Raw genomic sequence first — 20,688 nt, 5'->3', positions numbered from 1 at the left:
ATTTTCATATGCCTAATTAATTATACCCCATATTATTCCAAATTTATATATTTACTGCATTTTGTAGCACCTTGAATTCTTTTTTATCCTTTAACTCCTCATAAGGCAATGTGTAAATTAGCTTTCCACCTTCCATAAATAAAATTTCATCAAAGCTCTTTAGATTTTCGCCTATGTCATGGGTTATCATAACAACAGTTTTGTCTAGGGATAAAATTTTATTGAGTAGATCTTCCTTTTTGCTTTCATCCACCGCTGAGAACGGTTCATCTAATAAGATTATTGGGGTATTTTTGTTAATTAGTCTTGATAAGGCTATTAACTTCTTTTCCCCTCCGCTTAAAACCCTGCAATTATTACTTTCTTTTAACTTTTCAGCATCACTAATGAAAGGATTACTATCTACATTTTCATAACTATTAAAAACAGTAATATTATCCTGAAAGCTTTGAGAAAATATATATTACTCTTGATTCATAGTTCCAATTAAATAGCTTGTTTCAATTTCCTTTATGGCTTTGCCATCAACTTTAAATTCACCAGAGTAATCTTTAATATATGCTGATAGAATATTAAACAAGGTGCTCTTCCCTGAACCATTTAACCCAATTAGAGCATACTTTTTGTTTTGTTCTAATTTAAAATTTATGTTTTGTAAGCTAAAGTTCTCGTAGCTTTTACTTAAATTATTCATTGTGATTTCCTTAAAGGCATTAATAGGTGTGTTTTTATCTTCCTCCTTATCACCTTCAACAAAGGTTAAAAAGGAATTAACTAGCTCCTTTGAAGAATTAGTCATGTTCATATAATAAAGTATTTCATGTACTGGTTCCATCAAGCTTTGAGCATATTGAAAGGTTGCTATAGCAAACCCCGCAGAAATATTGCCTTTAAAGGTCAAATATCCTAAGTATAGAAAGGTAATATAATTTAAGCTTTCAGAGCCCAAACCATTTAAAGCCCACATTAATCCATTAGCTTTTCCATATTTATACCTTTCCTCTAAAACTCTTTTTAAATTATCATTATGCTCCTTTCTAATGTTATTTCTAGTTCTAAAGTTAATAACCTTAAAGCCATTGAATATTTCTTCAATCTTTGAATAATATTTCTTTTGGTAATCCAAATAGTTATTTCGCCTTTTAGCGGTTTCAGTTCCTAAGGATTTTGGAAACAACACTCCAAGAAATGACACCCCAATTAACATTAACCCTACTTTAAGATCTAATGATAAGGTTATAATAACAAAATATGTAACTACCCTTATGGTTTGAGTAACAATTCCCATTAAAGGTGCTAAATAATCATTGCCTATTTCTGTGATGTCATTGGCTTGAAAGGATATATATTCTCCCACTTTCTTCTTTGAAAAGTCTTCATAGTTTAAGCTTATGACTTTATTGAAGTAATCCTCCTTCAGCACCTTATCAAACTTTAACTTGTACTTAGTTTGAGTTATATTACAAAAATAAGCTAGTATAACAAAGGCACTGAGGCACACTGTATAACCAATTATTGTTTTTTTGTATTCTCCTTCAAATAAAATCTTTGTGTAATATGGAATTAATGAATAAAATAAATAACTTAAAAATGTTAAAAATATAAAAATCCCCAGTTCTTTTCTTATCTTCTTTAAATACTTTCTCATGTCTGCTCCCCCTTTATGTAAAAACTTCACTGCAACAGGTGTCTTATTTTTGCTTTATCTCCCCATGAACATTTACCCCAGTTGTTTACATTACTAACTACTTTTACCTACAAATTATAACATGATTTCGTTGTCTATTCATATTCACAAACGGTTCTATACTGAGTTTGAATATTAAATTGCAACATGATAGTTCAAATCTACTTCCAAAACAGCTATACCAAATGAAGTTGTTCATTATCTAATTATTAAACTATAATTCTTCCCATTAGTATAGAGATAGCAGAAGTGTATGAATTTCTAACTCCTTTTAGAGAAACTGAGTCTACTTGTTTTTCTATATACGACTTAAAATCGTTATGTAACCCCTGCATGCTACCTACACAGTATGTCTTGTTTTTCTATTTATGACTGCCCCCCTATTTCAAGGCTTCTAAAATATTATTTCACCACTAAAAATTCATTTCCTAGGCAATATAAAACAGCAGACTACAAGTTCTGCTGTTTTTCTTTAGAAGTGAGTTCTCCACTTCTTATTATTCTTCTTATACTACTCTCAGAAAGATAATACTTTTCACATAACTCCTTAATACTATATCCCTGTTTATAATTCTTAAAAACTTCTTTATTTCTAGCTTTTAAGGAATCTTTTGTTCCACTTTTTTCTCCCCAAGATCTCTCATTACCTTTTTTTCTAGGTATATACAAATATTCACCATCTATATAATTTTGAATAATTTCTATTATTGACTCTGGTAAAATTTTTTCTGCTCTAACATATTTCATCTCAATGTCTCTCCTTAACTCATATTATTTTTATGAATTAACTACAAAGACTTCCATATGTTAAGCCCTTTTATCTACTTTATAATTATATCTCTAAACAAAGTTGTAGACTTAACATTAAGATAGTCTTTGCTTAGAGCTTTGGTAATAAAATTTAAGGTTATTCATTTTCTCCACCTCCCATTTATCAAGGTATTATACATAAACAAGTAAAATCCTCTATTTATTATCCTTATTATTAATCTTATGCTAATGTGAAAATGTGCCACCTAAATAACCTAGGTAGCACATTCTATGTTTTGACATTTTCTCTTTTCTAAAATAATTCTTTGTATGGTTTTACGTGATAAGTAATACTTCTCTGAAAGAGTTTGTGTGCACATTCCTTCTAAATAATCTTTATATATTTCAGTATTTCTACTTAGTAGTTCTTCTTTACTCTTAGTGAGTTCACCCCATGCCATCTTATTTTCATCTTTCTTAGGTATATAAATGAATTCACCATCCACGTAGTTTTGAATTATTTCTAATATCTCATCAGGGAAAATATCCCTGGCATTTGCATAGCTCATTTTATGCTCCTCCTAAATATAATATTGCTTTAGGATTAGCAAAGGCTATTTTTGTACTTCTTATTTATCTATACTTATGCAATAGCCCCTGCTATGCATAACAAAAATCCATTGTCATAAAGCATTGCCCCTTTCTCAAATACCACTATACAAATTTTATCAAGGTTTCCACATAATTTCAATAACTGTTTGCAATTAATATATAAAAGCCTATACTATAGCCTCTAAAATTTCTATACTTTCTACACCCTTTAAAACATGTATCTCCACTCCATGTCTTACTTTCATATTTAATGTGTTTTTATCATCACTAATAAATATTATTCCCTTTTTATGCATTTCTTTTATTTTGCTTCTTGAAACTCCAAGTGCATCACTTAAAATCTTATCTACCCTCACTTCTATTGGATACCTGCAAGCAACTTCAATAACAAGCTCATTTTTCTTTATATAATATGCCTCTGATTCTCTTTGAATTAGTTTATAGTTTATATTATCTAGAATCACTTCGGCTTTATTTTTACTATATACACCTAAATTAAAGGCGTATTCTCTTGCTAATTCTCTATCGTTTGAAAGAAATTTCTCGTATTCATGCTTGTTAATACTACTGGGTTTTACTCTTTCATATATGGTCATATTCCAAGTTGATTTGCATTTCTCACAGTTATAAATTAACCAAATATCAAGGTTGTTTTTATTTGCATTTACTCTAAATTTTTCACTACTTATATAATTTGTCTTTTCATTACACTTAGGACAGTTCCTTTTTACAACAGGTAAATTTTCAGGAACTAACTCCCATTGATGTTTTTTAAAACAGCTCATTTTGCGCCTCCCAATATAAATTTTTAGGATTAGCAAAGGCTATTTCACTTCATTATTAACAATATCTTGAAAGCTTCAAAGGTGCTGTCTTTATACGCAATCCAAATCTGCCTCCAAAGTTACTCTACAAATTCCTTGTTCATTATTTAATAATGCAATAGCCTTTGCTATGCACTAAAGATATCTACCATCATATAAAATTCCTCCATTCTTTTTCCTAAATATATTTTATCATCTCTATATAAAGTACAAAACCTCATACTTACTTCATAAATAAGTATGAGGCCAAAGCTCCATTTAATTCTTCCCATATATAATTACTTTTTAGCAACAATTATTGTAGTGTTTTCCATCCTCCAGTTCATTTTTACAATTTTAAAACCGGCTTTAGTTAGAAGCTTTATTTGATTATCAATTGTACATGGGGTATCATAATGATAAAATTCACCCTCAGGTATATTTTGTTCTTCTCGTATTCGTTTGTTTTCACTGTAATAAAAGTCCTCGTCCTCCTGGCTTTCTACCATATAATCACACTCAATGTATTCTCCATTAGGTTTTAATGCATTAAAAATCTTTATATATAATTTTAACTTATCTTCATGTGAAAAATGGTGTAAGGTTTGAAAGGATACTGCAGCATCATATTTAGAAATTTCAAAATCATAATGAAAATAGCTCTCATTAATCAGTTCTAAATTCTTGTCAGTATGTTTTTCTTTTAGTTTATCCAGCATTGCTTGAGTCAAATCTATGCCAGTTACATTAATTAAAGGTTTAATCTTAAATATCTCATCAAGCTCTAGCCCAGTGCCGCAACCTAAATCCAATAATTCATTTGCCTCTTTTGGCAGCAGTTCTGCCATTTTTATATATCCTTCTTTGCATCCTTCCACGGTTTTAATCATGTGATCATCATAACCCTCAACACGAGCAGTAAAAAAGTCGCTCATTTGCTCTATTGCCATTTTCTCATCCCCCAACTATTATGATTTGTATTATATGTAGCTTTTAAATTCATTTATAAAACCTTGTACACCATTAATTTCATCCTTTTATTGCTATATTACTAACTTATTAAAGGTTCCTAAAACATTTCCTTGTTCTATACATTTAATCCTCCTATAAATTAAGGGAAGCTACAAATAAGGTTAATTTATAATATAGCTTATGCATGCGATAAAGCTGGAAATATTAGCTTTCTATTTTCTATGATTTCTAAATCTTTTCCTAGAATAAATAGTGTACAATCCTCTTTGTGGTATTCACTTATGTTATACCCAGCTTCGTTATAAGGCGTAAATCCAAGAGTCACCCTTTTTATATCACTACCAAAAGAGCTAATTACTAATTCAAGGTCAACTTTATGACTTGCTATTATTTGTTTAATAAAAAGGTCTTCTCCCTCAACTTCTGCTATAATATATGCCTCCTCTTCAGGAAGGTAATAAACGGAATTACTCCATCTTGTCCAAAATGCAATTAAGCCTGGGTTCTTCATGGTAAACCTATCATTACTTATACTATTGTTTACAGCATTGAAAAAAGCTTCCCATTTATCTCGGTTATTCATATTCACCTGCTGTATCTTCTTTACATTATTTACTGAATAAATATCTTTGCTATACTGATATTCTTTACTTTTTACAAATCCAAACTTAGGATAAAAATTCATGACGCTATGATTTCCAAATAAATATATTCCCTCTGAGTTTTCTTTATACTCCTGAATTACCTTTTGCATAAGGTAACCACTGAGGCCCTGACCTCGATAATCTTTATCTGTCATAACTGTACCAACTTGAATATAATTTTTCTTTATACCATCTAGTTCAAAACTCATTATACTAGCAGACACATTTGCTATAACCTTATTCTTATCCACCAAAGAATGTGGAATATATTTTTCTCCCCAAAAACCATTAGAATACCACTGTTCAAAATTAAAGCCAAAAGTCTTTTCAGTTAATTCATTGAGACTTTTACGCATTTTATCATTATCCTTATAATCTTTCATATAAGTATATTTCATAGCTATCCCCCTTAAGGCATCTTCAAAAATAAGCAATAATTATTTTCAGATACCTAAAATCCTTATTAGCACACCTTTATAATAGCATCCATACAGTTCCTTGAACAACCTTCTACTTAATTCATAAATAAAAGTGAGTCACCAAATACAACTTAGGTAACTCACTTCATAATATTATCTTATCACTAAACTGCATTTCTTTACCCAGTTTCCTACCTGTGTTCTCAAAGATATATAAGACCTCTCAAGGTAAGCACTTAACCTTCTTATTATCTTTTTCTACATTTACACCCTATACTTAAGATTAGATTTCTCTTATCATAATCCACGTAAAAAACCCTCAAATAGAATACTATTTGAGGGTTGAAATATACACTAATTAAATTATTTTAAATTAGATAGATGTAATATTTTCAGCTTGAGGTCCTTTTGGTCCTTTAACAACATCAAAAGAAACCTTTTGACCTTCTTCAAGAGACTTATAACCTTCTGATTTTATTTGAGAAAAATGTGCAAACACATCATTTCCATCTTCTCCTGTAATAAATCCAAAACCTTTTTCTGAATTAAACCATTTTACTGTACCAGTCATCTCACTGTACCTCCGAAATTTTATTATTTTTAAACTCATCAAACTAATTCACTAATAAAATTTCCATATCATCATACTATTATACATTTAAAGTACTAAACCGAAATATATTTTATTGAATTGTTAACTATAAATTTAAATACAAGTTAATACTAACATATATTGTTAGATAAAGCAAGTTTTTTTAATTTGTGTATTTAGGCATCTTCAAAAAATAAATAAGTTAGTATCCTCACCTATTTTGAGCATACTGCATCAATAGGTTCCTTATCTAACTTAAAATACCTTTCACAGCTTTAAATTATTATTTATTTTCAGTTGCCTTATAAATTGTTTGTATAATCCTAATGGATAGTATATGATTAAAAGATATGTCAAGTAGAAGGTTATAATTGAGCTTCCATTGAGTGGGAGCAACAATTTTAAAATAGAACCCTATAACAAGAGAGGTAGAAAATAATGAATTTTAATCAATTAGGAATCAGTGAAGATATAGTAAAGTTATTAAAAAATAACGGTATCACCGAGCCAACACCAGTTCAAGCCGAAAGCATTAGTCTTATAAAAGATGGACATGATGTTATAGTGGAATCTCAAACTGGCACAGGAAAAACCCTGGCGTTTTTGCTACCTATTTTTGAAAATATTTCACCTAAGGTGGATGCAGTTCAGGCCTTGATTTTAACTCCTACAAGAGAGCTTGCCCTTCAGATAACTGAGGAAGCTCTAAAGCTTAAGCAAGCTAAGGATATTAATATATTAGCTGCCTATGGTGGCAAGGATGTTGGATCTCAGCTTAAAAAGCTAAAAACAGGTATCCATCTTATTATTGCAACCCCAGGAAGACTTCTTGATCATCTTGAAAGAAAATCCATAGATTTGAGTAAATTAAAAACCTTTGTACTAGATGAAGCAGATCAGATGCTTTTAATGGGCTTTAAAAATGAGGTAGAGTCAATAATTAAAGAAACTTCTAAAAAGCACCAAACCCTTTGTTTCTCTGCAACCTTAAATTCAGATGTCAAAAGACTGGCTTATAGATACATGAAAGAACCTTCAACAGTAACAATAAATAAAGAAGAAGTAACTCTTGAGGCTATTAAGCAGCAGGTGGTAGAAACTACAGATAGAAGAAAACAAGATGCTCTGTGCACTGTGCTCAATGAAGATAATCCATATATGGCTATAATCTTTTGCAGAACTAAAAGAAGAGCAGATGATTTAGAGGTAGCACTATATAAACGAGGCTACAACTGTGAAAAGCTCCATAGTGACATCCTTCAATCAAAACGTGAAAGAATAATGAAAGCCTTTAAAAAGGGAGATTTCCAATACTTAATAGCAACAGATGTGGCTTCTAGAGGCCTTGATATAGGCGGAGTCAGCCATATATATAACTATGACATACCTGAAAGCGTAGAAAGCTATATACATCGAATTGGTAGAACGGGAAGAGCTGGAGAGGAAGGCTATACCTGCCTATTCATTGACCCAAAAGACAGCTTTAGACTTGAAGAAATTGAAAAAGCTATTAAATTTAAAATACCGAGAAGGGAATTAGGTGAATAGAACTATGTCTATAAATAAAACCACTACTGGAAATTTCAACTACAATAATATAGAGAAAAAAGATAAAAATTTCATGTACAAAAATCTAGAGAGAAGCAACTGTTATAACTGCGACTTTACAGCCTCAATTTTTGATTTTGTAAGCTTTAGAGGAGCACATTTTAAATCCACTAAATTCTTTAAATGCAGCTTTAAATATGCAGAATTTATTGGAACAAATTTAAAAGACAGTGATTTTCGAAATGCAGTATTTGAAAATGCTATTTTTGACTCAGTTAAATTAGAAGGTGCTAACTTCAAGGATGCCAAATTTATAAATACAATATTTTTATCTACTGATATAAGCAAAGCTAAAAAACTAACCGTAAACACTCCTGGCATCAGAATTTTTGAAGAAATGCCTAAACTTGAAATCAGTGAAGAATTAAGAGCTGCTATTTTAACAGCTATGGAAAACAAATATGTAAAGAAATCACGAGTTCTTGATACAAAAGACGGGGGCTTAAATACCTTAAATATTATGCTTCTACTAGAAAACTTTACTGAAGAAACAATAATTACAGGACTAAAGTTAATTGTTACAAAGGTTGATAGAGAATTTTACACCTTAAGTTATATAATAAAATTTTTGAAGAATATGTAGGAAATCTTAAGAACTGAGCCTAATATATAGAATATCTCAAATGAAACTTTTTTCCATTTGAAGTTTTTATTATATTTATAAAAATAAGTAGTAAAATTACTGTAATTTTACTACTTATTACTTATTACCTATAACTTTCTTCTGTTCTCTCTGCAATATCATATTCGCTAAATTTACATAAAAATCTTGTTCTTCTTTAGTCTTTGATTTTTGAAATAACTTCATAATATCATTATAGGAATAGTTTAGAAAAATATCATATAAACTAGTCTCTTTATTTTCCATATACAATACCTCCTGAAAAACCTATTTATATAGATATTATATACCAAATTCACCAAATGATAAACCTAATCTATTTTAATTTTGGGTCCCCTTATATAATTCTGATTTCCTATAAAGCAAAAACTTCCTTCTTTTTCAATGATTCAATTAGTAGCTACAGAGAGTACACTTTAAATTCCAATACTTAATTTCACCTTATTTAATCCTAAATATATATCCCTTAACAACAGCTTACTTATAAAATCCTCTTCATCCTTTCCTAAATATGAATTATAATTATCATAGATATTTTCCATTAATAAAGATTCATCTTACTAATGATAGTCTCAATAAAACCTTAATTATGAGTGCACAAACTTTATTAGAATATATGGTTTAAAGGAAAGGAAGATAAAATCTTGAGAGTTTATATTGCTATAGATTTTGAAAATAAGGTTAAGGATTATTTTGATAAAATAACCTGCTCTATAAAAAAACACTGCACTCATGGCAGTTTTACAACAAAGAATAATTTTCATATGACCATAAGATTTATAGGTGAAGCTAATGATCTTCAAATTGAAAAAATAAAAGAGGTGCTAGATAAGATAGTTTTAAAGGTAAATCCCTTTGAATTGTTAGTAGGTAACTTAGGTATTTTTACAAGAAAGAAGACAAATATTTTATGGATTGGAATAGAAGAAAACCCAGTGCTTTCTCAGCTTCACAAAGAACTTTCCACTCTATTAAAAGAAGCTAAGCTCCCCTTTTATGATAAGTTTTTTATGCCCCATATAACTTTGGGTCGCAGAGTAGAACTGCCTCCAAATTCTATAGTGGCTAACAACTTAACCCAGTATGAAAGAATTTCTATTCCAGTAAAAGCCATAACCTTAATGGCTAGTAAAGAAGAGAATGGTAAGTTAAATGGTGTGCCTATTTATAAAGTTAACCTAAAGGAATTAAACTAACTTTTAAATGCTTCACCACTTTACTTTATGGATATACAGTTGTAAAAGAAATGTAGAAAAGTTCCTTCAATTATCCTGAAGGAACTTCTCCATAAAATTAAATAATGAACAAGTTCATTTTGTTAACAACTTTGGAAGCAGATTTAGACTGCTACCAAAGCAACTTATCTAGACTGAGCAACTGCCACTTTAGTAGATGGCAGACTTGAAGCTTCCAAAATGTTGTTAAAGGAACTCATTTGATAGTAAAAACTTTAATTTATAGAATCCCCCTAGTCCTTTTCAGAGTTTGATGGATATTATGATAAAAAGCCTCTTATTATCCACTGAATTACTCTTTTACTGTTTCAATAATTTCTTTAATTGCATCTATTACAGCTTGTGGATTATCATTTTGAAGCATGTGACTGGCATTTTTTATAGTAAGGTGCTTGCTTTTATCAGATAAGGTAGCTAAATCTTCTTGAAGCTTAGGCCACTCATTAATTATTGGATCTTGAATTTCCATAGCACTTTTATCTGCTGAAAGTACTATAATTGGTATGTTTCTTAGAGCATCCTTTTTTCTTACTTCTCTTACTTGATCTGTGCTTTTTAGTAGATCTTCAAAAGTCCCTTCTGGAGATGAAAACTGAGCCTTCATAGCTTCATATTCTTCTGGTGCTTTACTTGTAAAGATATTAAGCATATCTTCATGGGAAGAATCCACAAAAACAATTCCTGCAACTTCATTTGGGTAAACATCTGCAAAGAGTCTTGCATTTAGACCGCCAATTGAGTGTGCCACTATTATATAAGGGCCCTTAGCTTTACAATTTTCTAAAAGTCCATGAAGTTCTTTTACTTGATTTAAAGCTGTTCTTTGCAGTTTACTTTTATCACTGCCACCTAGACCTGCTCTATCATAGGAAAAGGTTCTTGTAATCTTAGCAATTTCTGGTTGCACCCTTGCCCAATCACTATAACCTCCACCTAACCCGGATTCAAAAATCACTATAGGCTTTCCCTTTCCTTCAACCTTTACATTTAGTCCATAACCTCCAATGTCAATTTTTCCATTAACAGTCTTAGAAGCTTGTAGCGTTTTATTATGCTTCATAACTCCAAACACACCAACTGCTACTAATAAAATTACAATAATTAAAATAATTGATAGATTTTTTCTTTTCATTAACCCATATCCCCCTTCTGGATTTATAAAGAAGCTGACTTAAAGTTTAACTAATGCATAAATATGTTCAACTTCCCTTAAAAGTTTTTAAAGATGCATGCCATAAGTTTTACTTTAACCCCTGTAGCTAATCAGTGTAAAATAAAGTTTTTCAATTAAGTAGTCATTATCACAGATTAACTTAAAAATAAATTTACTATATATTACCACATAATAAAAACAGCTACAAATAAACACTTTGTTAACGATTACTACACAAAAATAAATAGTTGTTTATTTACATAACCAATAAACTCCCTCAATAACTTGTAAAGAATTTCTACTTCAATAAAAGCGATAACCCTAATGGCTAGCAAAGAAGAAAACGGAAAACTAGATTGTGTGCTTATTTATGGAGTTAACCTAAAAGAATAAAGCTATGGGTAACAGGTATTTACTTATCTGTTATCCATAGCTTTCATATTATTTAGGGCTTTATACATAATGTATGAGACCCTTTTTATGTTAACTTATAAATCCTTCAACTGTATAAATGCTCTTGTGATTCTTTATGGCATCCCCCAACTAAAACATAGATATCTGTTCTTTACCTATAGTAAAGTCCGACATTTCTAAGGTTTCTTCACTTCCTGCTTTGAAGGATACATTTTCCTTATTTCTAAATTTATCAGAAATTACCTTAGCCACATATATCTTATCGAACTTATTGTAAACTGAGCTTCCTCCTATTCCTGAGAAACAAAGTAGCTGAATGTTATACTTTTCAGCTATTTGAAACATGGGTTCTAGCAGATGCTCTGCGTTGGTTTTGGCAAAGGGGTTATCCATTATTATTACTTTCTTTTCTTCCTTGTTATCTATGTCCCCTTCTCTTTTTCTCATATAGGACATAAGGCTTGAAAGAAGTATAAACATGGATACAAACTTTTCTCCTCCAGAGTTTTGTGACAGCACATCCTTCCAGCTTTTTCTGGTAAGACCTGTTTTCTCAATTTTTTTAATTTCTACTCTGATTCTATTTAGATTTCCTATAAGCTTACTTAATAGCTCTGAACTTTCAATGTCGCTATCTAGTAAAGCTTTGTAATCTTCCATAGTTCCATAAAAGTTAACCTTATCTTTGATGTATTCCCTTAAGCCTTCCTCTTCTACTTCTTCTGGAAGGATTATTTGCAGTAGTCTTTCTGTTTTTCCTAAATGCTTAATAGTAGATTTCTTATCTATGGTTTTAAGCTCATCTAAAATATGTTTTGCATATCTTAAAATATCATTTATTACAACTTCTTCTTCAGCTTTAATATGGTTTAGTTCTAATTCTAGGGTACTGATTTTCCTTTGAACAGTTTCCAGGAAGTACTCTATTTCGTTGGAGCTTTCCAGCTTATTTTCTTTGTTCAGGTAGCTGAAAATCCTCTCCTTAATGAGTCTATTCTTATCCCTGTAGGTTTCATAAATTCTATTTATGTCCTTAACTATTTGAGCTTCTAAGCCTTGAAGTTCTTGTTTTAGAATGTTATAAGAGGCTATATACTCATAGACTATTTTGCTTGCTGCTTGTAGGTTTTCAAAGTTAAACTCCTTATAATCTTCCTCATTATAATTTCCTTTGTACTCTTCAAGCTTTTGTTTTAAAACTCTTAGTTTTTCTATTTCTTTAGTATATTCTTTTATTATAAAGTCATTTTGTCCTAAATCTTCTTTAATCTTTTTTTCTCGTCCTTTAAAGTTAGAATCCCTTATTTCCTCTTTCGTCAAGGGATTATTATAGCCTAACTTCTCCATATTTTCCGTTTGAAAACTCTTATTACTTTCAATTATGCCTATGTTCTTATCTACCTTAGTTGTTTCTTCGTTTAAAGTTTTTAGCTCGCCTTCTAAGGCTTTGATTTTGCTTTTTACTACTTCTAAAGTTTCTTCTGAAAAACTTATTTTCTTGTACTCCTGACTTAAACCGCCATCACTTATGATTCTCTTAAGTCTTGAGTTTTGCTTTTCTAAGTCCTTAAGTAGGGTTTCCTCGTCCTTTTTATCTCTCTTTTTATCTTCTCCTAGTTGTTTCTCACAGGATAAAAGTTTTCCCTCTAGGATATTTTTTTCTTCCTTGATAACTACGCCTTCTTTAGCACTTTTGTATAGCTCTAACTTCGATGTTGCATCTTTAATTGTCTTCTTAAGATTGTCTAATTTAATTGCCATTTCTGTTAGTGAATTGTATAGGTCTTTGTTTTCCACCTTTAATTCTTCTTCTATTTTCTTAAAATTCTCCTGAAGTTTCTTAAGACTTTGAAGTTTAACTTTATTATCTTTAAAGTTACTATATTCTTTTTTAAAGTGGTTAAATTTATCCTTCTTTTCCTTAAGATAAACTAAACTTTTCTCAAGGTCACTGTGCTGTTTCTCTGCAGCCTTTGTTTTATTTTCGTTATTTACTAAGGCTTCACCCTTTGTTCTTGACTCTTCTTGAAGTTTTGAAATTCTTTCCTCTAAGGTCTTAATTTCTTCTTCTAATATTTCATTTTCATTCCCAAGGTATGGGTATTCCCTTAAGGTTAAGCTATAGCCCTTATTTCTATCTATGGCTTTTTTAATATTTTGGATTTCTTCCTGTAGCTGGTTTTCCTCCCCTTTTAATCTATTTATTAATTGAATTCTTTTTTCTTCATCTATTAAAAGGTTGTTAAAAGCTAGTAAAAATTCTGCATTTTCAAGGGTTAGCACATCATGATTTTTTTCTACCTTTATGCTCTTATTTAAATAACTTTTATTTATTATAGGAATAGGAATAGAGGTGTACACCTCAAGGCTCTCACCTTTTAATAAGGTTATATCCTTGTTGCTTAAAAGGATTCCATAGGGAAAGAAGGGATTTTCCTTTATTAAAGCTTCCTTTTCTTCTTTGCTTCCCTTGTAATTTTGAAGCCAATTTAAAGCATACTCAAAGGAAATCCCCTTATTTTCAAAGGTTTCTAAAACCTCCTTAGGTAGCTGGATTAGCCCCGTTTCATACCTATGTATAGTGTCTTCTATATTTCTTAATTTCTTTTCCTCACCAGTGAGGGTTTCCTCTAGCTTAAGAGTTTCATTAATAATTAACTGTTTCAGTTTCTCCTTTTCTCCTGCTATATTTAGAGGAAGATTTTTAATCCTTAAAACCTCGATAATTTTACTACTTTCCTTATCAAAAGTGCCTAACTCATTCTTCTTAGAGCTTAGTTTTTCTTTGTTTAAGCTTAAATCTTCACTAATTTCCTCAATAGCTTTTCTTAGGTTTTCTTTTTCAACTTCTAAGGCTAACTTCTCTTTTTTTAGCTCTTCTTCTGCCTTTAAATTATCACATATATTGTTTTCAATGGCTTCATTAAAGTCTTCTAGTTCCTTATCCTCATATTCTTTTAACAAAGGATTTCTTACTAAATCAAAATCCGCATATTTCACTATAAAATCTGCTTCATAGGTTTCAAAGTTTTCTACAACACTCTCGGCCTTTGTAATTGCTATTAGATTTTCTTTTTGGTTTAAGGACATTTCACCTTGTTGCTCTTCATTTTCCTTAAGACTCTTATTCAGCTTTTCCTTCTCCTCTAAAAACTGAATTTCACTTTCCTTTAACTCCTGAACCTCTAATTCATAAATCCCTTTTAGGGAAAATTTGTAATTTCTTATGTTTTGAGCAATTTCAGAGTCATCTTTTTCATAGTTAGCTATTCTTTCTCTAACCTGTGCCAGCTCTGCTTCTTTGTCTAAAATCTCCTCGTAAACCTCTGCTCCTTCTTGTACAAATTTCTCTTTAAGAAGTTCTTTTCTTTTTCCATCCTTATTATTAAATTTGTCCCTAAGTTGTTCTAGGGTTACTTCTAAAACTTCCTGTTCTTCTTGAAGTTTATAGTAATTTAAGGAATATTCTTCGTAGGAAACTCTTTTTAGCTCTCCTTTTAATTCCTCAATAAGTTCTTCTAGCTGAAACCTTTCTCTGGATTTTTTTGAAAGCTCCTTTTCACAAGCATTATTAATATATGAAAGAGTTTTATATAAGCTATGTTTTTCCTCTTCCTTTAATCCTCCCTGTTTTAAAAGTTCTAATACTGGAGTCATTTCATAGGTAAATTGTTTTAAAACCTCTACCTGGTCAAAGGATTCCTTATTTTGTTTATAATTTTCTATGTAAGCACTTAAATTTGTTTTAAGGGCTTCTATAATATTTTTTTCTCCATTTATTTTACTTTCAATAAGAGGTACTATCACATTTCTTACAAGAGCTTCATCGGTTTTATGCTTGTCATATAAATTGGAAAGTCCAGATTCATCATTGTTTATATTTCTTATAATATCTTCCCATTCCTTATAATTTAGTTTATAAGTTCTTAGCTCTTCAAAGTATTCACTTTTTTTACTGCTATCATTGAAGTTAAAATACTTAAAATTCAACTTCCCACTTTTGTATTTCTTTATTTTCTCTTCAGCTTCTGAAAACTTTAATATCCTCTTACCCTCTACAAAGGGTGCATTAATTAAGTCAAAATCACTTGTTATGGAATACCTATTTAAGAAGGTGAGAATTCTCAGCTTATTTTTATCTTCTTCGGAGTTATCCTTTTTAATTATCATTCCTACAAGAAGTTTTTCTCCATTTTCTAAAGCTATTTCATGGAGTATGTAAGTGGGTGCATTACCTGTAAAGTAATCCTCGAAGCTTCTTCCTGCCAGTTCTCTTTTATTTCTTATAAAAGGCTGAAGGAAGAATTGTATAAGCACAGTTTTGCCTATGCCGTTTTCCATGGAAAATAAGGTATTCCTACCTTGTCCATAATCAAAAATCTCATCATAAATGGTTCTTTTACCATCATTGTAATTTAAATTTATTATCCTAGTTTTATTTAACTTTGGCATGCTACTCCCCCATCATAGTGCTTTCCCTTAGTATTCTATTGATGTCCTCAAGTCTTTGAAAATCTAAGAAGTAATTAGTGGCTAATCTATTAAACTTAGCGGTAGGTATAATCACGGTGTCATCCTGTATATTAATTAAGTTCTCTTTTTTCATGAAATTCATCACTTGACTTATATACCATCTTCTTGTTCTAAAGGCTGTGGCATCATCTTCATTAATTAGGTTAAACCAGTATTTTGCTATATCTGTCATTGCAAGCTCTGTGCTTTCATCCAATGATTTATCTTCCATATCTTTAAAAAGCTCTAGTCTTTCCGTTATCTTTTCATCTAACTCACCTAATTGAATTATGTCTCTTAAACTTACTTTTTTCCCAGTGCCTCCGTAAAACTCAGAAGTAAGTTGTATCATTATGTACATAGCTAAAAATAAATCTATGTTTTTCATTTCACCCTTTGGAAATATTTCTTTTTTCAATTCTAATCTCTTATACCCTAAAAAGTCATTGTCCACCTCTGGGATAAAATAAATTGTGTCATCAAACTTTTTAATCCTTACTTTAGCTTCTTCTTCAAAAGCTTCTAGGATTTCTCTTACTTTACTATGGCTAAAGCATTGAAATAATTCTTTATCCTCTTTTGCAGATAATTCTCCATGGGTTAAAAGATAATTATATAATCTCATTGCTTTCCTTATATCTTCTAATATATACATGATTTTTTTACTCCAATTTCATAATAATATTTGGGCAATTTAAAGTTTCTATTGTTACAAACTCCTGTTGTGAAGTGTTATTTGTTTTTTCTTTTATTGTAATTTTTTCTCCATTACTGCACTTATAAAAATTCATAGTGTTAAATGAACTATGGCTATATTTATGTTGTATATCGTCAACCAATAGTTTTCTTAAATCAAACTCAATTTCTTCATTGTCATAAGTGTTTTCTTGTTCCCTTATCATTTCCTGAACATCTATGGTTCCAATTCTTAAAAGTTCGATAAAAACCTCTGAAAACTTTCTAATTGAAGGAACAAGTTTCAAATACTCTTCAGTGCTTTTGTTTTCAAAAAGTTGAACTAAAGCTTTTAAGTCAGTATCTTTATTACTAACTAAAAATTCTAAAACAGTGGTTACAATGCTCTTATACTCTTCCCTATTTTTCTGCTTCTCAACTAGGTCTTTATCTTCACTTTCCTCTATATCCATAAAAGTTTCCTCTTCCTCCTCTTCTTTTGTAAGGAGTTTTTGTTCTTTTAGCATATAGTTAATATTAAAGCTTTTAGGTAATTTAACATTAAGAAGTGGATTAAAAAGCTTATAAATACTTCCTAAAGCTGCGGGATTTTTCTCTAGTGGCTTTACTAAATCTTCTTTTATGCTAATTCTCTTATTATTATAATAAAAACTTGCTTCCTCTAAAGCCCGTTTGTATTCCTCTTTAAACTGGAAATGACCAGTGATTAACTCTGAAGCTTTATAAGAAATATTTGTTAAAAGTTCTTTTATTTTTCCTAGTTGCCTCAAGGATTCATAAGTTTCCTTAGGAAGCTCACTGGTGGCTAAGCTGAGTCTTTCTTCCTCTAAGACGATAATTTCCTTTAGTTCATCAAACTTATTATTCTGTTCTTTTAAAACATCAATATTCTTTAAAAAGTTTTCTTCAAAACTCCTTTGCTCAATGGAAAAAATATTTTCTCTGGTTCTATATATAAAATTGTTTACCACATTAATTTGAGCAGTTATAAGGTTATTTATATTTTCAATGGCTAAAAGTCCTTGTGCAAAGTTCTTTTTCTTCAAGCTGAGTTCTAATACCATTTGATTTATATCAATTTGAGTTTTTTCATCTACCTCTAGGGCCCCAAGTAAAAGTCTGTACCCCTCTTGCGTTAAGTGAAAAGTACTTTTATTGTTATCCTTCTTAGAAGTTTTTTGCTGAAGAAGATGAAAATCAAAGGTTTTTTTCTCCCCAGTGGAGTAATCTAAAGTAGTGAAAACAAAAGGTTTTCCATCATTTCTTAAAATCTTGTAAACAATAAAATGAGTAATATTGTAAGCCTCTTCCTCCTGAAGGGTCTTATCATAATAACCAACCACTAAATCCTCTAAAAGACTTGACATGGAGCTCAGGGTACACTCCTCATCCTTAAGGGATTTATCCAGTACAAAGCACATTAAACTATAAACTAAGTTTATTAGCTCTAAGGGTGTAAACTTATCTTTAAAGGTAGTCAAAGTGGAAACCTTACTATCAATTAAAAAGGAGTAAGAAAGCTTTTCCATTCTCTTATGAAAGTTATTTAAAAAATCGTACATTAATTCATTCCTCTCTAAGCTCACTGTAATTTACTATTTCCTGTGGTATGTAAACCCCTGCTTCTAACAGCTTTAAAATCCTATGTTCATAGGGCTCTAACTCTTTCAAAAATACCACATCTATATTTTTATTTTGCTTTTCACTACATGGAGGCAAAACTCTTCCTTCTGCTAGATTGACCATAGAAATATAAGCATTTCTAAAAAGCTCTATTTTAAAGGTAGCAGAGTATCTTTGCTTTAATCTCTCATAGATGCCAATACCCTCAAAATCAATATCTCCCCAATATAAAAGTTTTGAAGGGTTAAAAAGATATTCCTCTACAGTAGCTTCATAATCCTCCAAGGATTTTTCTATATTCTTACCACTACCATAAATAATTGTATCTATTGCTTCCCCCAAAAAACTATGCTGTCCTTCTAGCATTAGCTTTCTCATGGTGTACCAAGTGTCCTTGTTTTCAAGAATTAAAACCCTTTGATTTTGGTTTTTTCTAAAAGAATAATAAACAAAGGGCTCTGGAGTAGTGTAAATATTTAAGTCACTTATACTCAAACCTACATTATGTAATATGCTTTGTCCACAACCTTCTTTTAAGAACTTTTCAAGTCCCCAAATTCTAAAGCTTCTTTCATTTATGGACATTGGAATTTGTAGCTCACTTTTTTTATTTCTAAAATAATCAATGAGGGCTTCTACATATTCTCTATGATTTTCATATTTCTTAAGATTTTTAAGATAGTACTCCCTATTAAAATTTAATGGGAAACTATAATTTATTTCCTCTTCAAGGTGAGATAAATCTTCCTCTTTGAGCTTAATCCTATACTTATTATAAAGTGGTGGTTCCATTCCATTAAACTTACTTTTGTCAACCCCACTTAAAGTTCCCTTAGCCACTTCAGTTTTTATTAGTTCAACCAGACTTAAGTAGTTTTCTATTTTAAAGTACTCTTGTATTTCAGAAATTGTAATAATCTTTTTACCAATATTATAGACAGACTTTATGATAATCAACCCCATTTTTTTGCATGTTTTATGTTTATTATACAGTATTTTTCAATGAAAAGGTTAATTTTAGTCCTAGGTGAAATAATATAATTACAGGTGAAACAAACTAAATTTTATTGTTCTTAACTGGTTTATCTTGGATAATTATCTTGTAAATTCATTATATAGTGATATAATAAGTTTAAGAGATATAATTTATTAAAGAATAATGATTATTATAATAAATAAGGAGTGTTTTTCTATGGATATTAAAGAACTTCAAATATTAAAACAAGCAATAATTAATGAGGTTGAGGGAGCAGAGTTTTATAAATTAGCTGCTGCAAAGGAAGGAATCGCTGAAGAAGTTAAAAATGAATTTCTTTCTTTAGCTGAAGAAGAAGTAAAACATATTACTTGGCTTAAGACTCTTTTTGAAAAAATAAAGGATGATAAAGAGGATGATTTTAATTTATCAATTATAGAGCCACTTCCATCACCAAGGATCTTTAGATGGGATAACCTTGATAGGGAAAGTGCAACCATTGCTGTTTCAGTATTCGGCATAGCAATTCAAACTGAAAAAGCTGCTGTGGAGTTTTATGAAAACTCAGCAAAAAATACTTCTATTAAACAAGCTAAAGAACTTTATAAAATTTTAGCAAGTTGGGAAAAGCAACATTTAGAAATCTTCTCTAGAGAATATGAAAATTTACTTGATCAATGGTGGTCACAACAAAGTTATGCTCCTTTCTAATAGCTACGAGTATTCCTTTTGTTAGTTTTGCCTCCTGATTGGTTCCCCTTCTCTTAAAGGTGAATATACTATTTATCAGGAGGTGATCACCATGCCATGGCAAATAAAATTAGAGTTTTTAATAAACAAACCTGTAGGGGTTTCTCTAGCAAATGGCCAAGGAGTTTCAGGCATTCTTTGCTCTGTAGAAAATGGAGAAATATACTTACTTGAATACTTATATCATGCACAATTTGCAACAAAACATTATACCTTTGATGAAATTCAAGATATACATCCCTTTCCCAAATGCTACAATAGATTTTAATTTTTTAGTTAATTAACTACTTAAAGTTTAGAAGTAATTACATTGACTTATTAGAAAATTTTATAGTATAATCTCTAAGAAATTAAATAATATGCTTGAGTTAACGACACATGTGGTGCTTTGCACGTAAATCTGATTACGGTACAAACACAACAGGTGTCTTTTTTGTCGCCCAAAATCCACAATTATACTCTAGCCAAAGGAAAGGAAGGTATTTTTTATGCCAACAACTAAATTTCAAAAAGCAACTTTCCATCTTCAAGAAGCAGTTGAATAGTAAAGTTCAAAATACTTCAATTGAAGCTACACAACAAATAAAAAGCGTGCCTTTTGAACTAGACCCTATTTTTTG

19 protein-coding genes and 1 pseudogene are annotated in these 20,688 nt (G+C 30.4%); 6 read left to right on the top strand and 14 right to left on the bottom strand.

The annotated features are described in order from the left end of the window. Positions 1–43: 43 nt before the first annotated feature. From B3040_RS19150 to B3040_RS19115, 8 genes and pseudogenes are all read right to left on the bottom strand, one after another. Positions 44–253 carry a hypothetical protein gene (locus tag B3040_RS19150; RefSeq protein WP_291576932.1) on the bottom strand — a complete coding sequence of 70 codons (210 nt, stop codon included), beginning with the start codon at positions 251–253 and terminating at the stop codon, positions 44–46. Positions 254–271: 18 nt separating this feature from the next. Continuing rightward, positions 272–1,648 (bottom strand): annotated as a pseudogene (locus B3040_RS19145) (ABC transporter transmembrane domain-containing protein); the annotation flags it as partial. A gap of 489 nt (positions 1,649–2,137) precedes the next feature. Then, a complete protein-coding gene (locus tag B3040_RS19140; protein WP_291576802.1) occupies positions 2,138–2,434 on the bottom strand; it encodes a CD3324 family protein in 297 nt (98 codons plus the stop codon). 278 nt (positions 2,435–2,712) lie between these two features. Further along, positions 2,713–3,006: a CD3324 family protein gene (locus B3040_RS19135; RefSeq protein WP_291576800.1), complete on the bottom strand. Its 294-nt coding sequence runs from the start codon at positions 3,004–3,006 to the stop codon at positions 2,713–2,715. Between the two features lie 210 nt (positions 3,007–3,216). Further along, positions 3,217–3,834, bottom strand: a complete 618-nt coding sequence (locus B3040_RS19130; RefSeq protein WP_291576798.1) for a DUF1062 domain-containing protein — start codon at positions 3,832–3,834, stop codon at positions 3,217–3,219. A 317-nt stretch (positions 3,835–4,151) separates the two neighbouring features. Beyond that, positions 4,152–4,802 carry a class I SAM-dependent methyltransferase gene (locus B3040_RS19125; protein ID WP_291576795.1) on the bottom strand — a complete coding sequence of 217 codons (651 nt, stop codon included), beginning with the start codon at positions 4,800–4,802 and terminating at the stop codon, positions 4,152–4,154. Between the two features lie 200 nt (positions 4,803–5,002). After that, entirely contained in the window at positions 5,003–5,866 is an 864-nt protein-coding gene (locus B3040_RS19120) for a GNAT family N-acetyltransferase (RefSeq protein WP_291576793.1), read from the bottom strand. A gap of 394 nt (positions 5,867–6,260) precedes the next feature. Beyond that, entirely contained in the window at positions 6,261–6,458 is a 198-nt protein-coding gene (locus B3040_RS19115; protein WP_017416437.1) for a cold-shock protein, read from the bottom strand. 459 nt (positions 6,459–6,917) lie between these two features. On the opposite strand from B3040_RS19115, the gene B3040_RS19110 reads away from it, so the two are divergent. Beyond that, on the top strand, positions 6,918–8,027 hold the full coding sequence (locus tag B3040_RS19110; RefSeq protein WP_291576791.1) for a DEAD/DEAH box helicase: 1,110 nt from the start codon (positions 6,918–6,920) through the stop codon (positions 8,025–8,027). A 4-nt stretch (positions 8,028–8,031) separates the two neighbouring features. Beyond that, complete coding sequence (locus B3040_RS19105) at positions 8,032–8,670, top strand: pentapeptide repeat-containing protein (RefSeq protein ID WP_291576926.1); 639 nt, start codon at positions 8,032–8,034, stop codon at positions 8,668–8,670. A gap of 117 nt (positions 8,671–8,787) precedes the next feature. Here B3040_RS19105 and B3040_RS19100 read toward each other — a convergent pair whose 3' ends face one another. Then, on the bottom strand, positions 8,788–8,955 hold the full coding sequence (locus B3040_RS19100; RefSeq protein WP_291576789.1) for a hypothetical protein: 168 nt from the start codon (positions 8,953–8,955) through the stop codon (positions 8,788–8,790). 398 nt (positions 8,956–9,353) lie between these two features. Between B3040_RS19100 and thpR the strand changes: the two genes are divergently transcribed. After that, positions 9,354–9,905 (top strand): RNA 2',3'-cyclic phosphodiesterase, encoded by a 552-nt coding sequence (gene thpR, locus B3040_RS19095; protein WP_291576787.1) that lies wholly within the window; start codon positions 9,354–9,356, stop codon positions 9,903–9,905. 331 nt (positions 9,906–10,236) lie between these two features. Here the strand turns inward: thpR and B3040_RS19090 are convergent, their stop codons facing one another. From B3040_RS19090 to B3040_RS19070, 5 genes are all read right to left on the bottom strand, one after another. Then, positions 10,237–11,076, bottom strand: coding sequence for an alpha/beta fold hydrolase (locus B3040_RS19090; RefSeq protein WP_291576785.1), 840 nt, complete (start codon positions 11,074–11,076; stop codon positions 10,237–10,239). A 564-nt stretch (positions 11,077–11,640) separates the two neighbouring features. Then, complete coding sequence (locus B3040_RS19085; protein ID WP_291576783.1) at positions 11,641–15,963, bottom strand: hypothetical protein; 4,323 nt, start codon at positions 15,961–15,963, stop codon at positions 11,641–11,643. A 1-nt stretch (position 15,964) separates the two neighbouring features. Beyond that, positions 15,965–16,678: a DUF6063 family protein gene (locus B3040_RS19080; protein ID WP_291576780.1), complete on the bottom strand. Its 714-nt coding sequence runs from the start codon at positions 16,676–16,678 to the stop codon at positions 15,965–15,967. A 7-nt stretch (positions 16,679–16,685) separates the two neighbouring features. After that, a complete protein-coding gene (locus B3040_RS19075) occupies positions 16,686–18,305 on the bottom strand; it encodes a hypothetical protein (RefSeq protein ID WP_291576778.1) in 1,620 nt (539 codons plus the stop codon). Continuing rightward, positions 18,286–19,305, bottom strand: a complete 1,020-nt coding sequence (locus B3040_RS19070) for a Wadjet anti-phage system protein JetD domain-containing protein (protein WP_291576776.1) — start codon at positions 19,303–19,305, stop codon at positions 18,286–18,288. Before B3040_RS19070 ends, B3040_RS19075 begins: the two co-directional genes overlap by 20 nt. A gap of 229 nt (positions 19,306–19,534) precedes the next feature. Between B3040_RS19070 and B3040_RS19065 the strand changes: the two genes are divergently transcribed. The 3 genes from B3040_RS19065 to B3040_RS19055 form a co-directional block, all read left to right on the top strand. Further along, the gene (locus B3040_RS19065; RefSeq protein WP_291576774.1) at positions 19,535–20,029 is read left to right on the top strand and encodes a ferritin family protein; all 495 of its coding nucleotides are present in this window, start codon (positions 19,535–19,537) and stop codon (positions 20,027–20,029) included. A gap of 91 nt (positions 20,030–20,120) precedes the next feature. Then, on the top strand, positions 20,121–20,336 hold the full coding sequence (locus B3040_RS19060) for a hypothetical protein (RefSeq protein ID WP_291576772.1): 216 nt from the start codon (positions 20,121–20,123) through the stop codon (positions 20,334–20,336). A gap of 110 nt (positions 20,337–20,446) precedes the next feature. Next, positions 20,447–20,688, top strand: a 242-nt coding sequence (locus B3040_RS19055) for a hypothetical protein (protein ID WP_291576771.1), incomplete at its 3' end; no start/stop codon positions are given.

This window comes from Clostridium sp. UBA4548 (assembly GCF_002387895.1).
GTDB lineage: Bacteria > Bacillota > Clostridia > Clostridiales > Clostridiaceae > Clostridium_J.
Note: the sequence above shows the minus strand (reverse complement) of the source record. Positions and strands in the feature narration are given on the sequence as shown.